At 65.1% G+C, this 16,499-nt stretch carries 14 protein-coding genes; 6 read left to right on the forward strand and 8 right to left on the reverse strand.

The window, feature by feature from the left end:
- Positions 1 to 8: 8 nt before the first annotated feature.
- From ACVWW6_RS22760 to murI, 6 genes are all read right to left on the reverse strand, one after another.
- Complete coding sequence (locus ACVWW6_RS22760) at positions 9 to 1,076, reverse strand: threonine aldolase family protein (protein ID WP_161534370.1); 1,068 nt, start codon at positions 1,074 to 1,076, stop codon at positions 9 to 11.
- 364 nt (positions 1,077 to 1,440) lie between these two features.
- Positions 1,441 to 2,058 carry a 30S ribosomal protein S4 gene (gene rpsD / locus ACVWW6_RS22765; protein ID WP_011088452.1) on the reverse strand — a complete coding sequence of 206 codons (618 nt, stop codon included), beginning with the start codon at positions 2,056 to 2,058 and terminating at the stop codon, positions 1,441 to 1,443.
- Positions 2,059 to 2,362: 304 nt separating this feature from the next.
- Complete coding sequence (locus ACVWW6_RS22770) at positions 2,363 to 3,130, reverse strand: acyltransferase (protein ID WP_182872063.1); 768 nt, start codon at positions 3,128 to 3,130, stop codon at positions 2,363 to 2,365.
- A gap of 106 nt (positions 3,131 to 3,236) precedes the next feature.
- On the reverse strand, positions 3,237 to 3,620 hold the full coding sequence (locus tag ACVWW6_RS22775) for a cupin domain-containing protein (RefSeq protein ID WP_182872062.1): 384 nt from the start codon (positions 3,618 to 3,620) through the stop codon (positions 3,237 to 3,239).
- 67 nt (positions 3,621 to 3,687) lie between these two features.
- Entirely contained in the window at positions 3,688 to 4,461 is a 774-nt protein-coding gene (locus ACVWW6_RS22780; protein ID WP_011088449.1) for an HpcH/HpaI aldolase family protein, read from the reverse strand.
- A 61-nt stretch (positions 4,462 to 4,522) separates the two neighbouring features.
- Positions 4,523 to 5,320, reverse strand: coding sequence for a glutamate racemase (gene murI / locus ACVWW6_RS22785; protein ID WP_097532147.1), 798 nt, complete (start codon positions 5,318 to 5,320; stop codon positions 4,523 to 4,525).
- Positions 5,321 to 5,493: 173 nt separating this feature from the next.
- Between murI and ACVWW6_RS22790 the strand changes: the two genes are divergently transcribed.
- Both ACVWW6_RS22790 and ACVWW6_RS22795 read left to right on the forward strand, forming a co-directional pair.
- The gene (locus ACVWW6_RS22790) at positions 5,494 to 6,045 is read left to right on the forward strand and encodes a cytochrome b (RefSeq protein WP_456681412.1); all 552 of its coding nucleotides are present in this window, start codon (positions 5,494 to 5,496) and stop codon (positions 6,043 to 6,045) included.
- A gap of 171 nt (positions 6,046 to 6,216) precedes the next feature.
- Positions 6,217 to 6,858, forward strand: coding sequence for a glutathione S-transferase family protein (locus ACVWW6_RS22795; RefSeq protein ID WP_011088446.1), 642 nt, complete (start codon positions 6,217 to 6,219; stop codon positions 6,856 to 6,858).
- A 7-nt stretch (positions 6,859 to 6,865) separates the two neighbouring features.
- On the opposite strand, the gene ACVWW6_RS22800 is transcribed toward ACVWW6_RS22795, so the two are convergent.
- Both ACVWW6_RS22800 and ACVWW6_RS22805 read right to left on the reverse strand, forming a co-directional pair.
- Positions 6,866 to 7,672 (reverse strand): Crp/Fnr family transcriptional regulator, encoded by an 807-nt coding sequence (locus tag ACVWW6_RS22800; protein WP_028173384.1) that lies wholly within the window; start codon positions 7,670 to 7,672, stop codon positions 6,866 to 6,868.
- Positions 7,673 to 7,925: 253 nt separating this feature from the next.
- Complete coding sequence (locus tag ACVWW6_RS22805; protein WP_456681413.1) at positions 7,926 to 9,008, reverse strand: SecDF P1 head subdomain-containing protein; 1,083 nt, start codon at positions 9,006 to 9,008, stop codon at positions 7,926 to 7,928.
- A 247-nt stretch (positions 9,009 to 9,255) separates the two neighbouring features.
- Here ACVWW6_RS22805 and ACVWW6_RS22810 point away from each other — a divergent pair, with 247 nt between their 5' ends.
- The 4 genes from ACVWW6_RS22810 to ACVWW6_RS22825 all read left to right on the forward strand — a co-directional run bounded on the left by ACVWW6_RS22810 (position 9,256) and on the right by ACVWW6_RS22825 (position 16,499).
- Positions 9,256 to 11,163: an acyl-CoA synthetase gene (locus ACVWW6_RS22810; protein WP_456681414.1), complete on the forward strand. Its 1,908-nt coding sequence runs from the start codon at positions 9,256 to 9,258 to the stop codon at positions 11,161 to 11,163.
- A gap of 209 nt (positions 11,164 to 11,372) precedes the next feature.
- Positions 11,373 to 13,202, forward strand: a complete 1,830-nt coding sequence (locus ACVWW6_RS22815; RefSeq protein ID WP_244651797.1) for a caspase family protein — start codon at positions 11,373 to 11,375, stop codon at positions 13,200 to 13,202.
- 37 nt (positions 13,203 to 13,239) lie between these two features.
- Positions 13,240 to 15,039, forward strand: coding sequence for a caspase family protein (locus ACVWW6_RS22820; protein WP_244651887.1), 1,800 nt, complete (start codon positions 13,240 to 13,242; stop codon positions 15,037 to 15,039).
- Positions 15,040 to 15,173: 134 nt separating this feature from the next.
- Positions 15,174 to 16,499 (forward strand): LVIVD repeat-containing protein, encoded by a 1,326-nt coding sequence (locus ACVWW6_RS22825; RefSeq protein WP_110116517.1) that lies wholly within the window; start codon positions 15,174 to 15,176, stop codon positions 16,497 to 16,499.

Below are 16,499 nucleotides of genomic sequence, written 5' to 3' on the forward strand. Positions count from 1 at the left end.
TACGGGACTTACGCCCCGCGCACGATCTCGCGCACGTATCCGATCGTTTCCTCGATCTGGCTCGCATTGACGTCGAGATGCGTGCAGGCGCGGATGCGGCCGTCCATCATCGCGAGCGTCACGCCGCGCTGGCGCAGTGCGGCGACCATCTTGTCGCCGGGGACGCCGGCGCCATCGGGCTTGAAGAACACGAGGTTGGTCTCGGGCTCCTGCACCTCGATGCCTGCGATCTGCGACAGTCCGCGGGCGAGTGCGCGCGCATTGGCATGATCGTCGGCAAGGCGATCGACGTGGTGGTCTAGCGCGTAGATGCAGGCGGCGGCGCAGATTCCGGCCTGCCGCATCGAGCCGCCGAGGCGCTGCTTCCACTGCCAGACCGCGTCGATGAAGGCGCGCGAGCCCGCGAGCACACCGCCGATCGGCGCGCCCAGGCCCTTGGAGAAGTCGATCCAGGCCGAATCCCAGCCAGCGGTCATGTCGCGCGGAGAAATGCCGCTCGCCACCGTGGCGTTGAGCAGCCGCGCGCCGTCCATGTGGGTGACGAGGCCGTGCTGCCTGGCGATCTCGACGATCTCGTCGAGTGCGGCCTTCTTCCAGATCGTGCCGCCGCCGATATTGGCGGTCTGCTCGACGCTGACGACGGTCTGCGGCGGCTGGTAGCGCGTGCGCGGGTGCAGAGCTTTCCGGAACGTCTCCGGCGTGAACTGGCCGTCGGGGCCCTTGAGCTGCGTAACCTGGAAGCCGCCGATCGCGGCATGCGCGCCGCCCTCACGGGCGATGATGTGCGCGGTCTCGTGCGCGAGAATCTCGTCGCCGGGCCGGCAATGCACTAGCGTCGCGGTGACGTTGCACATCGTGCCCGAGGGCATGTACACGGCGGCCTCCTTGCCGAGCAGATCCGCAACGCGCTCGCACAGCGCGTTCACGGTCGGATCGTCGCCGACCTGCTCGTCGCCGACCTCGGCGCGCGCCATCGCCTCGCGCATCGCAGCCGTCGGCTTGGTCTGGGTGTCCGACAGCAGATTGATGCGCACCGGCGGCGCCTTGGGATCGATCGGGGGCGGGGTGTAGAGCATGGCTGGTCTCGTCATTTCCTCTAGTCGAACAATTGCGACGTACTGCGTGCATCGTTTGGGCAGGGCCCGATGACGTGTGCTCAGCCACGGGAACGTTGAGCGACGCGGTGTCGCGCGGCAAGAAGGATGTCGTCTGGCGTGTCCGCTGTGAACATATTGCAATCGGGATGAGCGAACAGCCCCCGATATCGACAGACCTGCTGGTCGCGGGAGAGGGCCGCCCACGCTCGAATCGCCGCTTCAGTCAGCATTGCCGAAGGCAGAGTGTTGGCGAACTGGCCGGCCATCCGAGACATCGATGGCATGCTACCAAACAAAAAGGCCCCGGAAAACCGGGGCCTTTGAACGTTGGTGTGCCGCGTTATCAGCGCGAATAGAATTCGACGACCAGATGCGGCTCCATTTGCACCGGGAACGGCACGTCGGAGAGGCCGGGGATGCGAATGTACTTCGCGGTCATCTTGCCGTGGTCGACGTCGAGATAGTCGGGGGTGTCGCGCTCGGGGAGCTGGCTGGCTTCGAGCACGTGGGCGAGCTGCTTGGAGGCTTCCTTGACCTCGACCACGTCGCCGACCTTGAGCTGGTAGCTCGAGATGTTGACCTTGCGGCCGTTCACCTTGATGTGGCCGTGGTTGATGAACTGGCGCGCGGCGAAGATCGTCGAGACGAACTTGGCGCGGTACACGACCGCGTCGAGACGACGCTCCAGGAGGCCGATCAGGTTCTCGCCGGTGTCACCCTTGAGGCGGCTCGCCTCGACATAGATGCCGTGGAACTGGCGCTCGGAAATGTTGGCGTAATAGCCCTTCAGCTTCTGCTTGGCGCGCAGCTGCACGCCGAAGTCGGAGAGCTTGCCCTTGCGGCGCTGGCCGTGCTGGCCGGGGCCGTACTCGCGGCGGTTCACGGGGCTCTTCGGGCGGCCCCAGATGTTCTGGCCCATACGGCGATCGATCTTGTACTTCGCCTCACTGCGCTTAGTCATCGCGTCCTCTTCGGTTGCATGGTTTGAGGAAACGCGCCCTCCTGTGTGACAGGCCAAAGCCCGGCACCGACAGGTCCGATCCCCAAAGCTTAAGGGAGAGGACCACGGGTCGCGAAACGCTTCGCGGGCCGAAATCGGCCCGCGAGCAGGCGGCTTTTAGGGGAGTTTGGGGTTCGCTGTCAATTCTTTAGCCGTCATTCCGGGGGGAGCGAAGCACCGAACTATGGTGCGCAATTGCGCACCTGAGAATCTCGAGATCCGGGGCTCGGTGCTATCGCACCGCCCCGGGATGACCGCTGCGCGGTCAAGTCCCGACCACCCGGATCGGCTTCGGGCCGGCCGCCCGCAATTCGGCAGCGATTTCAGTGTTAAGGACCTGTTCCAGCCGGGTCAGGACCCGGGCGATGGGGGCGGCGTCGGTGACCCGGTGGTCCCAGCGGATCACGACATGGATGGTCTGGTCGGGCTCGACCACCCCATAGCTGACGATGAAGGGGCCGGGCGTGACGGGATGCAGCTCGCCGCCGCCATAGGCGGCCACCGAGCTCACCGCGAAGCTGCCGAACCAGTTGCCCCGCTGCCGGCCGAAATTGAGCCCGATGGCCCAGGACAGCCGCCGCAGCGGCAGCGGCAGGCGGGTCGCCCGCATGATCTTGCGGAACATGGGAACGTCGTTGATCGGCGCCGTCTTGCCGCGCCGGATCTCGGCATCGACCGCGGCCAGGGAAAGAGCCTCCGGGGCTGCGATTCGCTGCGGCAGCACGCATTCCTCGCCGTCCTCGACCCGCGCGATAGCCACCAGCGCGACACTCTTCGGCAGCTCGTAGAGCATCGGCCAGGGCCATTTGGCGTAGACCGTGCGCAGAATCGGCTCGTCCCTGGCGACCAGGGCGAAGGCCTTGACGAACATCGCAGCCCAGCCGGCGGGCGCCATCGCGCCCGAGCGCGCCTCCAGCAGGGGGCGGATATTGAGCGAACGGGACAGCGAGACGAAGGGCACGTCCATCGACGCGCGCATCAGGTCGCAGATCAGGCGGCGCGGCAGCGAAATGGTCTTGGGCGTCCCGCGCATCGGTCTTTCGGTTCCTGCGGACTAAAATATGTGCAGCGAGCGGGTCGCCCGCTCGCCGCGTGCTCTAGCACGAACCAACCCGCTTAGGGTCGGTCGGTTCGCCGCATCAGGGGGCTGGCGTCGCCAGCGGCTTGGTCTTGTCGTAGACGTAAATACCAATGATTTTCAATGATTTATCGCCGTGGGTCTTGGCGTCGTGGACGACGCCGGCCGGGATCAGATAGGAATCGCCGACCTTCAGGTGCTTGTCAGGCTGGCCTTCGACGAGGAGATCGGCCTCGCCTTCCAGCACATAGCCGGTCTCGATCCCGGGATGGGTGTGACGGCCAGCGGCGCCGCCGGGCGGCACTTCGGCGATGGCGGTCAGGGTCGTGTAGCCGTCCGGGAAATCGGTCTTCTGGAGTGGGGTGCGCTTGATGGCGGGCTGCTGGGCGAAGGCCGCAAAGGCAAGGCCTGCGAAGGACAGAACGAGCAAAGTCTTTTTGAGCATTATTTCCTCCCTGGAAGGGCCGACCCTAGCAGCGCGGCAGTTCCCGGCAAGGTGGCAATCGGCCTGTTCAGCGCCTGATGCCCTCGAACGCCGCCATGATGCCGCGCTGGAACAGCGACCAGTCGAAGCCGAGCGCGATGGCGCGGTAGCCACGGTCGACCAGGGCGTTGGCCTGGTCGGCGGTGCGGGCGACGCCGCCGATCGGCACGCCGCTTCTGAGGATGCCGGCCTCGGCGCGCGCGACCAGCTCCAAGAGCTCCGGATCGTCCATCTGGCCGCGCTTGTTGATGGAGGTGGCGAGGTCGCCGGGGCCGATCACCGCGACGTCGATGCCGGGCGTGGCCATGATCTCGTCGATGCGGTTGACGGCGTCGACATGCTCGATGGTGATCATGCAGATCATCTCGTCGTCGGCGCCGGCCATGTAGTCCGGCATCGACTGGCCCCAGCGGAATGGCGCGTGGAAGGGACCCCAGAGACGATCGCCGCGCGGCGGATAGCGCACGCTGCGCACCGCTTTCTCCGCCTCGCTGCGGTTCGTGATCATCGGAAAATTGATGCCGAAGGCGCCGATGTCCATCGGCGCTTTCGCAAGCCACGGTTCGTTCGCCGCGATCCGCACCAGCGGCGTGCACGGCGTGCCGGTCGTGGCGGCGATCATCGCATGCGCTTCGGTGAGGCCGATCGGCCCGTGCTCGAGATCGACGATGATCCAGTCGAGCGAGCGGGCCATGATCTGAACGGTCTGGACGCTCGGGATGGTCGCGATGGCGCCGAAGGCGGGGCGGCCCTCGCGCCACAATTGGCGGAGACGGTTGAGCGGCGTGGTCTGGACCGACATGAGAAAACCTGCGCGGAGATGACGACGGCGAAGCCTAGCAGCGCGTCGTTGGCGCGGAAAGTCAGGCCAGCGCGCGGCCGCCGAAGAACGGCGTCAGCGTGGCCGAAAGGTCATGCACACGGTTCGAGGTGAAGATCATCTCGGCGCCGGACTGCATGATGCCGCCGATAGCCGGGCCGAGCAGATCCGATACGCGGCGGGCGATGGCGGGTGCCGGGTCGATCCAGTCCACCGGCCAGGGCGCGAGCCTGGTCAGCCGGTCGAGCAGGAGCGGATAATGCGTGCAGGCCAGCACCACCGTGTCGGTACGCGCGCCTGCGTCGGCGGCATCGCCGACGAAGCAGGGGGTGAGCTCGGCGAGGATGTCGTCGTCGCTGATCGGATGGCCGCCGAGTGCGCGCTCGGCGAGCGAGGCGAGTTCGGGCGAGCCGACCAGCGTCACCTCGCATCCCTGCGCGAAGTCGCGGATCAGCGCCTTGGTGTATTCGCGCTTCACCGTGCCCTTGGTGCCGAGCACCGAGACCCGCCGGCTCTTCGACTGCGCACAGGCCGGCTTGATCGCCGGCACCGTGCCGACGAAGGGCAGGGAATAAGCGGCGCGCAGGTGCGATAGGACCAGGGTGGACGCCGTGTTGCAGGCGATGACGACGAGGTCCGGATCATGGGTGCCGATCAGCTCCCCCATCAGCGGCACGACGCGGGCGATGATCTCGTCCTCGCTGTGGTGGCCGTAGGGGAAGAAGGCGTCGTCGGCGACGTAGACGTAATGCGCGTCCGGGCGCGCGGCCACGACCTCACGGAGCACCGTGAGCCCGCCAAGGCCGGAATCGAACACCAGGATCGTCGGGGAATTGGTCACGTCGTTACCTTAAAGCGTCTTGGTTACCATTCGGTTTTTGGGGCGGTTTTGCGGCGGTGGCACCTGGGGCCAATTTTGAACGATTCAATTTCGCGATTGCCGCATGTTCCCGCTATCAGCACGGGTGTTGCACTGCGGACGGGGACATATCCGCAGAATTCCGGGGAGCCGACATGATCAGAAACACCGGTAACGGCTGGGGCAGCGTTTCCCGCTGGCTGCACTGGATTTTGGCGCTGACGATCATCGGTATGATCGGCTTCGGCTGGTGGATGAACCACATCCCGGCGCGGCCCGACCGCTTCTTCTACCGCTCGATCCATGCCGATATCGGCTATGTGATCCTGCTGCTCACGGTGCTGCGCCTGGTCTGGCGCGTCGTCAACCCGACGCCGGCGTTGCCGGCCGACAGCCAGCCCTGGCAGAGGCTGGCCGCCCGCATCAGCCATGGCGCGCTGTATCTCGCCGTGATCGTGGTCATCATGCTCGGCTGGGCGCATTCCGGGGCGCACGCGCCTGATTATTCGGACTTCTTCGGCCTGTTTCACGTGCCGCAATTCACTTCTCCCGACCGTGCGGCGGCGAACGCCTATGAGGACCGCCACATCCTCTTTGCCTATGTGCTGCTCGCCCTGATCGCGGTTCACGTCGTCGCCGCTCTCTGGCACCACTTCATCCGCCGCGACCGTGTCGTGACGCGGATGGTGGCGGACGAGGCGGGGTAGGGCTTTCCCAAACGCGTTGCTCGCAATCCCGTCATCCCCGCGCAACCGCGAAGCGGTTGTCGCTGGAGGCGCGAGGCTTGCGATGCGCACGCATCGCAAGCGGAGCCTCGATGGGTGACGGCGATGCTATGATGCGGCATCACGATCCATCCCACGGCCGCAGGAGGCGCCATGCTCACCGTCCATCATCTCGGCAAGTCGCAGTCCGAGCGCATCGTCTGGCTGTGCGAGGAGCTCGAAATCCCCTATGAGCTCAAGCGCTACGCTCGCGATTCCGTCACCATGCTGGCGCCTCCCGACTACAAGGCGCTGCACCCGATCGGAGCGGCGCCCGTCATCACCGACGGCGATCTCGTGCTCGCCGAATCCGGTGCGATCGTCGATTACATCATGGCCAGATACGGCAATGGGCGCCTCGTGCTCCGCCCGGACGACCCTGATTTTGCGCAGTTTTTGTACTGGTTTCACTTCGCCAACGGCACGCTGCAAGCCGGCATGGGCCGCTTGATGATCCTGAACCGGCTCAGGCCCGCCGGGGACAATCCGATGCTGGTCGCGACCAGAGGGCGCGTCGACCGCGCCTTCGATCTGGTCGACGCGCGGGTTCGTGACGCCGAATATCTCGCCGGCAACACCTTCACCACCGCCGACATCATGATGGGCTTTTCGCTGACCACGATGCGCTACTTCCAGCCCTATGATCTCCAGCGTTGTCCGAACGTGGTGAAATATCTCGGCCGCATCGGTGCGCGGCCGGCCTACCGGCGCGCGATGGAGAAGGGCGATCCCGGCATGGCGCTGCTGCTGAGCTGAGCGGCGGTCACGCGATCCTGTTCGTCGTCGCCGCCCGTTCCGTGGCGAGCTGCTTCTGCAAGCGATCGATGTTTTGCAGCAGGCGCTGGCTGGTCAGCACCAGGAAGTAATAGCCGAACTGCGGGTCCTGAAAATAGATCTCGAGCAGGCGGTCATAGGTGATCGTCAGCACCTGGCCGTCTTCGACGCATTCGATCGTTCCGGTGCGCCGGTTGTCCGGTGTCAGGAAGCCGAGCTCTCCCATGAGAGCTCCGGGCCCGATCTCGACATTGATCTCCTTGACCAGGAATTTTCCGGTGACCGTAAGGAGCATCTCCTTGGCCGGATCGCCCAGTTTGAACAGCGTGTCGCCGCGGCGATATTTGCGCTCGGTCATGAACGGCTTGAGCCACTCGATCGACATGTCGCCTTCGGCCGCATGTCGCGCCTTCTTGACCAGCTTGAGCATCTGCCGCAGGCGAAGAGCGTTGATCGGAAGCAGCAGCAGATAGAGCAGGAAGGTCGAGACGTTGGCGGAGAGCGCGCCGAACACGGCGAAGAATGCACAGCCGACCATGTTGGCGACGCGCAGGGGCACCATGGTCCGCATCAGGAGGGTGGCGACGAAGAAGCCGGCGCCGACCGCGGCGAACAGATTGGCCAGGGTGATGTTTTGGACAAAGATCTCCAGCATCCGATTGAAGATCGCGTCGTAGGTGACGTTGTTGGGATCGAGGCCCATCTGGACCAGGATCTTCGCGATCCTGAGGTTGTCCGTCGCCGCATCGAGAATGCGGTCGAGGATCGACGAAATGTCTGCGCTGCCGGACGGCATGGTACTAACCCCGCGTAAGGCCTTCAGTCCTGGTCGGTATTCGTATAGCCGAAATCGAATGACGACCGCTTGAATGGAGCCTTCGGCCGTCATGCCGCAAGAGGCAAATTTTAGCCTGATCGTGCGTTTCGGCAATTGCCCGTTGGTTGCGCGTATCGCCGTGGCGGACCTGTGATTCGGCCCCGGGGCGCGGACTTCGGCGCCGTTGACCGACCTGAGGCCCCCGACGAGGGGGCGTGAGGCGATCTTCGCCTTACGGCTTGCTGGCGGGCTGGATCACCTGCTGCTCGACCAGGCCGAGGTGCCCCGGCAGCGAGCCGGCGCGCAGCATCATGGCGACGCTGCTCGCTTCCTCCAGGGTGAAATTGCCGGAGATCTGGCCCGAGCCGCCGGTGATGGGCTCGCGGATCACGGGAGCGGAGATCACCCTGTCGTCGAGCACGATAGCGAAGGGTCTTCCGACGTTCTCTGCGGTGATGTGGGCGAAGCGCCGCGTGCCGCGGCCGTTGAAGCGGAACGAGGCGATCGGGTCCTTCGTGCCGCTCGCAAAGCCGGGACCGGCATAGCTGATGTCGTCGCCGTCGAGCGCGCTCTCCTTGGCAACCAGATAGGGCTGCTTGTCCTTGAAACCGAGCAGGACTTCTGTGCCCGCGGGCGGCGCACCGGATTGGGCCTGCTCCGCCGGCATCGAGAGGTCGACCAGGCGGAGGCTGACCTTGACCTTGGTGGCGAAGATCCTGGTCACCTGCTCGGGCTCCATCATGCCGGGCAGGAAGATCCGGATGCGGTCCGTGCCGTCAGGCTGGACGCTGGCGAGCCTGATGCCGGCATCCTTGAGGCGCTGCTCGATCATGGCGATGGCGTCTTCGACGAGATCGCGCAGCCGCGCGGCGGATGCTGCATCGGTGGGCGCGAGCCGGACCAGTCCGTCGCCGCCGTCGATCATGGCGAGCGCATGCGATGGCAATCCCTCCGCGGCTGAGGCGAGCTTGCGCTTCAGCTCTTCGCGGCCCTTGGCGTCCACGATCTTCAATTCGACGCCGCCGTCGCGGATCGCAAGACCGGAGAAGGCGATCTTGCCCTCGCGCAACGTCTTGTAGACGTCGTCGCGCAAATCCGTGACGACGCTCTCGCGCAAGCCGTCGGTGTCCACCTTGTAGATGATGCGCGAGCCGCCCAGCTTCTCCATCTTGTCCGCGATGAAGGCCGTGATCTTGGCGCGCATCTTGTCGAGCTGGCTGTCCTCGGCGAGCCCCGCGCGGGGCAGCGCGATCGCCGCTGCGATGGCGAGCGCAATAGTAAGCCGTCCGATGCGATCCCGCAGGGGCATAGTCATGATGACCTCAAGTCTTGCGGCAGGACGCTGGCAGGCGAATCCTGTGCATGTTCTTGGTCCCCGGATCGGGCGCGGAGGTTCAAATTCCGTCCGGATGAGCCCTGTCGCTGCAGCCGTTAGGCAATGGACGAACGGCAAATCATCCCTCATTGTGTTGGCGCTCGACCGGCCATCGGTCGAGGCCTCGCCGACCAAAATGTCAAAAGACAGGAGGCGGGGAAATGCACCTGAGGGAGGACGGAATTCCATGGCGGGCATCCACGCGCTCGATCGGCTGATTGGCAACGACTATCCGGACCTGGCGACTGACGAAGAGGTCCGGGCCTTCGAGCAGGTCCCCTACGCGGATCGCGTCGCGGCCGAGAGCACCTATGACGCGATCAAGCTAGGTGCTGCGCGCAACCCGGACGGCGCAGCGATCCAGTTCCTGCAAAACGCCGATCCGGCCGATACGCCGGTTGTGGTCACGTACCGCGACTTCGTGGCGCGCGTCACGCAGGCCGCCAACATGTTTCACGCGCTCGGCGCGGAGAAGGGCGACGTCATCAGCTTCATGCTGCCGCTGGTGCCCGACGCCTTCGTGACGCTGTTTGGCGCGGAAGCCGCCGGCATCGCCAACCCCGTCAATCCGCTGCTCGAGCCGCACCAGATCGCGGAGATCCTGGAGGCCGCGAACACGAAGATCCTGGTGGCGCTCGGGCCGATGCCCGGCACCGACATCTGGCAGAAGGTCGAGCAGATCCGCCCGCAGCTCAAGCATCTCAAGGCGATCGTGCAGGTGTTCGGTGGCGGCGACCCGGCGAACGGTGTGTTTGCTTTCAACGATTTGATCAAGCAGCAGCCGTCCGACCGGCTGATCAGCGGACGCAAGATTCTCGGCAGCGATATCGCCGCTTATTTCCATACCGGCGGCACCACCGGTACGCCGAAGCTGGTGCGGCACACCCACGCCAACCAGGTCTACCAGGCGTGGGCGCTCAACCTGCTGCTGAAGTCGAAGCCCGGTGCCAACCTGTTGTTCGGCATGCCGTTGTTTCACGTCGGCGGATCGCTGACGCAGGTGCTTCTGATGCTGTCGAGCGGCGGCTCGCTGGTCGTGCTGTCGCCGAGCGGCTGGCGCAATCCGAATGCGGTGAAGAACATTTGGGGGCTGGTCGAGCGCTTCAAGCCCGAGGCGCTGTCGAGCGTGCCGACGGTGCTCGCCGCGACGCTGGCGGTGCCGCCGGGCAATGCCGACATCTCCAGCCTGAAATATGCTGCCGGCGGCGGCTCGGCGATCCCCGTCGCCGTCGGCTCGGCGATTCAGGACAAACTGAAGCTGCCGGTGGTCGAAGTCTACGGCATGACCGAGACCTCGAGCGTGCACACGCTCGCTTATCCGTCACGGCCGATCCGGCTCGGTTCGGTCGGCCTGCCCATGCCCTATGCGCGCGTGCGCATCGTGCAGCTCGATGCCGACGGCCGCCTGATCCGCGACTGCGCGCCGGACGAGATCGGTGTCGTGATCATGGCGGGGCCCGGCGTGTTCGGCGGCTATCTCAACGACGAGCACAACAAGGGCGCCTTCGTCGACGAGGTCTGGGTCAATTCCGGCGATCTCGGCCGGCTGGACGCCGACGGCTATCTCTGGATCACCGGTCGCGCCAAGGATCTCGTCATCCGCGGCGGCCACAACATCGATCCGGCGCCGATCGAGGAGATCATGTTCCGCCATCCCGCCGTTGGCTTCGCCGCGGTGGTCGGCCAGCCCGACGCCTATGCCGGCGAACTGCCGGTCGGTTATGTGCAGTTGAAACCGGGTGCCAAGGTCGAGCCGGGCGAGCTTGAGGGGTGGGTGCGCGAGCGCACGCCGGAGCGCGCCGCCGTGCCGGTGCAGGTCATCCCGATCGATCCGATGCCGGTCACCGGCGTCGGCAAGGTGTTCAAGCCGCAGCTGCGCTGGGACGCGGCCGAGCGCGTGTTCACGAAGGTGCTGGCGCCGCTCGCTGCGCGCGGCATCGACTGCAAGGTCAGGGTCGGCGCTCATGGCAGCCACGGCTCGATCGCCACCGTGACGCTGGCGGGCCTGCCGGCCGACCAGCGCGAGGCGGTCGCGGGCGAGGTGCACACCCTGCTCGCGCCGTTCGTGATGCGGCACGAGGTGGTGCAGGTGTAGCAGGCCCAAACGCAGCCCGGCGTCGGTCTGACCGCGCCGGAAGGGCGACGCTCCCCCGCTCGATCATGAAGGTCGTTCGAGCCCCTGTGTGACTAATGTCACATATGGAAGAATTGGCATTCGGCCATACTCCGAATAGTCTCATGGAATTGCATCCGGGGGGACGCAAAGTGATTCCGCTTCGGCTATTTGCTTTGTTGATATTTGCGATGGGCCTAGCCTGCGGACCGGCGCATGCCGACCGGCGGGTCGCGCTCATCATTGGTAATTCCGCCTACAAGAGCGCGCCGAAGCTCGGCAATCCCGTGAACGATGCCACCTTGGTTGGCGGCATGTTCAAGAAAGCCGGCTTCGATTCCGTGGACGTCAGGCTTGATCTCAGCGCCAGCGAGATGCGGCGCATGCTGCGAGAGTTCGCCGGCAGGGCGCGCGACGCGGACATGGCGGTGATCTACTATGCCGGCCACGGCATCGAGCTCGACGGCAACAACTATCTCATTCCGACGGATGCGACATTGGAGACCGATGGCGACGTTCTCGACGAGACTATCCCGGTCGAGCGTGCGCTGTTCGCGGTCGAGCCGGCCAAGCAGCTCCGTCTCATCATCCTCGACGCCTGCCGCGACAACCCCTTCTCAAAGACCATGAAGCGCACGCTGGCCTCGCGCGCGATCGGACGCGGCCTGGCCAAGGTCGAGCCGACCAGCCCCAACACCATGATCGCCTTTGCGGCCAAGGCGGGTTCGACCGCATCCGACGGTGACTCCAAGAACAGCCCGTTCGCGGTCGCGCTGGTCGAGCACCTGCCGAAGCCGGGCCTCGACCTGCGCAAGGCCTTCGGCTTCGTGCGCGACGACGTGCTCAAGAGCACCGGCTACAAGCAGGAGCCCTATGTCTACGGCTCGCTCGGCGGCGACGACGTGCCGCTGGTCCCGACGCGCCCGATTGCGACCGGTCCACAGGCCAATCCGCAGGATGCCGTGCGCAGGGACTACGAGCTCGCGCTCCAGCTCGCCACGCGTGATGGCTGGGAAGCGTTTCTGGCGCAATATCCCGACGGATTCTATTCCAACCTTGCCAAGGGCCAGTTGAACAAGATCGCCGCCGAAGAGACGCGCGCGGCGGCCGAGCAAAAGGCCAAGGCGGCGGAGCAGGAGAAGACAAGGCTCATTGCCGAGCGCGCCCAGAAGGCCGAGCAGGAGAAGGCGGTCGCGGCGGCCAGGGCCGCCGAAGAGGCGCGGGTTGCCGCAGAGAAGCAGAAGCAGATCGAGCAGGCGCGGGCCGAGGCCGCCGAGCAGCAGCGCAAGGTCGCCGAGGCAGCAGCCGCGAAAGCACTGGCCGAGAAGCAGGCCGCGGAGAAGGCGAAGGCCGAGCTCGCCGCCAAACAGGCCGCCGAGAAGGCGGAGCAGCCCGCTAAGCCGACGGCTGATCGTCAGATACCAGAGGCGGAGCAAAAAGTTGCCGCCCTTTCGCCCGCGCCAGCATCCACATTGTCGGCCGCCGATCTGGCAAAATCCGTGCAAAGCGAGTTGCGCCGCGTCGGCTGCCTGTCCGCCGCTGCCGATGGCGACTGGAGCGCCACCTCGCAGCGCTCGCTGACGCTGTTCAACAAATATGCCGGTACCCAGTTCGACGTGAAGCTTGTCAGTGTCGACGCACTCGACGCGCTGAAGGCAAAGGCAGGCCGGGTCTGCCCGCTCGTGTGCAATTTCGGCTCCAAAGCGGATGGCGATCAATGCGTGAAGATCACTTGCCGCGCCGGCTACCGCGTCGGTGACGACAACGAGTGCGAGAAGATACCTGAGAAGAAGCCGGTGACGACGCGCGAGGATTCGAGGAAGCGAGACAGCGACCGTCAACAGAGGGAGGCCGCGCCCACAAGCCCGCAAGCCCGATCACCGGGCCAGATCTATTGTGGCTCAAGTGGCTGTCGTCCGGTGCGGTCCGGATGCAGGCTCGTGGCCGCAACCGGTTCATGGGGAACGGGGGGAGCGGTTGGGGCGGTCGGTCAAGGGAATGTGGCAGAGGTCTGCAATTAGGCCGGTGCGTCAAGGCCGTAGGTGATTTTTCGTGCGCATCAATCGACTTTTTCTAACACTGGTTTTTGCATCTCTCGTCGCCAGCGCGCCCGCGCTCGCCGACAAGCGCGTTGCGCTCGTCATCGGCAATTCCGCCTACAAGAACGCGCCCAGGCTCGCGAACCCGGTGAACGACGCCGGGCTGGTCGGCGGCATGTTCAGGAATGCGGGTTTCGATACGGTCGAGATCAGACTGGACCTCAATGCCAGCGAAATGCGGCGATCGCTGCGCGAGTTCGCGGCCAGGACACGCGACGCCGACATGGCGGTGATCTACTATGCGGGCCACGGCATCGAGCTCGACGGCAGCAACTATCTCGTTCCGACCGATGCCATGCTTGAAACCGATGGCGATGTCCTCGACGAGACGATCGCACTCGACCGCGCGCTGTATGCGGTCGAACCGGCCAAACAACTCCGTCTCGTCATCCTCGATGCCTGCCGCGACAACCCTTTTGCCAAGACGATGAAACGCACCATGGCCTCGCGCGCGATTGGTGGCGGGCTTGCCAAGGTCGAGCCGACCAGTCCGAACACGATGATCGCGTTTGCGGCCAAGGCGGGGTCGACGGCGTCGGATGGTGACTCCCGGAACAGCCCGTTCGCGGTCGCGCTGACCGATCACCTGCCGAAGCCCGGGCTCGACCTGCGCAAGGCGTTCGGGTTTGTCCGTGACGACGTCTTGAGGAAGACCGGCAACAAGCAGGAGCCGTATGTCTATGGCTCGCTGGGCGGCAGCGACGTGCCGCTGGTGCCGGCAAGGCCGGCCGCCGCAGCCGGTCCGCAGGCAAACCCGCAGGACAGCGTGCGCAAGGACTACGAGCTTGCCCTTCAGGCCGGCCTGCGCGAAGCTTGGGAAGCATTCCTCCAGACCTATCCGGACGGCTTCTACGCCAACCTCGCCCGCGTGCAGTTGAAGAAGATTGCCGCCGAGGAGGATCGCACGCTGGCGACCGAGAAGGCGCGTCTGGCCGAACAGGAGAAGGCGAGGCTCGCGACCGAACGAGCCCAGAAGGCCGAACTGGAGAAAGCTGCCGCCGCTGCCAAAGCCGCGGAAGACGCGAGGATTGCGGCCGAGAAGGCCAAGCAGATCGAGCAGGCCAAGGCGGAGGCGGCCGAACGAGATCGAAAGGCGGCGGAAGCTGCCGCGGCCAAGTCGCTCGCGGAGAAGCGGGCGATGGAGAAGGCGGCGGCTGAGGCGGCAGCGAAGCAGGCCGCGGACAAGCAGGCGGCTGATGCCGAAAGCAGGAAGGTCGCCGCGCTGTCGCCGCCGCCAAGCGCCCCGCCGCCCGGCGATCTCGCGAAATCCGTGCAGAGCGAACTGCGCCGCGTCGGCTGTCTTTCGACCGCCCCCGACGGCGACTGGAACGCCGCAACGCAGCGCTCGCTGACGCTGTTCAACAAATATGCCGGCACCCAGTTCGACGCGAAGCTTGCAAGTGTTGACGCACTCGATGCGTTAAAAGCAAAGCCGGGCCGCGTCTGCCCGCTGGTGTGTAATTTCGGCTTCAAAGCCGACGGCGATCAATGCGCGAAGATCGCCTGCCGCGCCGGCTATCGCGTCGGCGATGACAACGAATGCGAGAAGATTCAAGAGAAGAAGCCGGTGGCGACGCGCGAGGATTCCAGGAGGCGCGATAGCGACCGCAGAAATACCGAGTCAACGGCACCAAAGTCACAAGCCTCTGGCCAGATGGTCTGCAACGGCGCCGGCTGCCGACCGGTCGCAAAGGGCTGTCACATGGATTATGTGAAGAGCAACACCGGCGTCATGGTACGAACCGAGATATGTAATTAGACCCCCGCCGGATCGTCGTCGCGGTCCGTTCATGTTCCGGCGCGAAACGCGCGCGTGTGGATGAGGGCGGACGACACGAGGCTTGCATGCCTCGTCGCAGGCGAGCATCATCCCCAAAAAAATGGGGGAAACCGATGCTTGAACTCTCTCGCCGCAGTCACCTTCAGCAATTGTCGGCCGTGTTCGGAGCCGCCGCACTATCCGGATGGTCGGGGCCGGCATGGGCATCTGAGGCGGACATTCCGCCCGAGGGTATCGGCAAGGGCATCAAGCACGTCTCCTATAGCGACATAGGCGGACGACCCGACAGCGTGCAGGTGATGTTCAACCGGCAGCACGTCTATGTCGGGCACATGTTCAGCGACGGCGTGACGATCCTGGACGCATCCGATCCGCGTACGTTGAAGCCGGTCAATTTCTTCACTGCGGGACAATACACCCGCACCCACCATTTGCAGGTGGCGGAAGACCTGCTGCTGCTTGCGAACGGCGCCAATATCGTCGCGATGCAGTCCTACGACAACATGCGCGGCTATTTCGAGAACACGCTGGTCGACAGCATCACCAAGGCCAAGAAATTCCGCTGCGGCCTCTCGATCCACGACATCTCGAAGCCGGGCGAGATGCGCGAGATCGCGTTCCTCGAAATGGCCGGCTTCGGCATCAACCGCCTGTGGTGGCCGGGCGGCCGCTACGCCTATGTGTCGGCGCATCTCGACGGGTTCACCGACCACATCCTTTGCGTGGTCGATCTCAAGACCATCACCAGGCCGGAGATTGTCGCGAAATGGTGGCTGCCGGGCATGAACCGCGCGGCCGGCGAGCCGGCGACGCCGAAGGGCAAGCGCTTTGCGCTCCATCACATGATCACGGCGGGCGATCGCGGCTATGCCGCCTGGCGCGACGGCGGCTTCACCATCCATGACATCAGCGATCCCGCAAATCCAAAGCTGCTGTCGCACATCAACTGGTCGCCGCCGTTTGCCGGCGGCACGCATACGCCGCTGCCTCTGCCGAAGCGGCAGCTCGCGATCGTCGCGGACGAAGCCAATGCGGACCAATGCGCCAAAGGCCTGTTCCACACATTCGTTCTCGACGTGCGCGCGCCGCAAAACCCGGTGCCGATCGCAACCCTGCCGACCCCGCGCGATCGCGATTTCTGTGCGAAGGGCACGTTCGGTCCGCATAATCTGCACGAGAACCGCCCGGACTCCTTCCAGAGCGAGGAGACGATCTTCGCGACGTACAACAATGCCGGCGTCAGGGTGTTCGATATCAAGGACGCGTTTGCGCCGAAGGAGATCGCGTATTGGGTGCCGCCGGTACCGAAGAAGCTGATCGACCCTCGCCCGAATGTCGCGCTGGCGGCCAAGACCTGCGACGCCTATGTCCGGCCCGACGGGTTGATGTTCGTCAGCGATTGGAACGCCGGCATGCACGTGCTGCAATATCAGGGATGA

The organism is Bradyrhizobium sp. USDA 3311 (assembly GCF_054062495.1).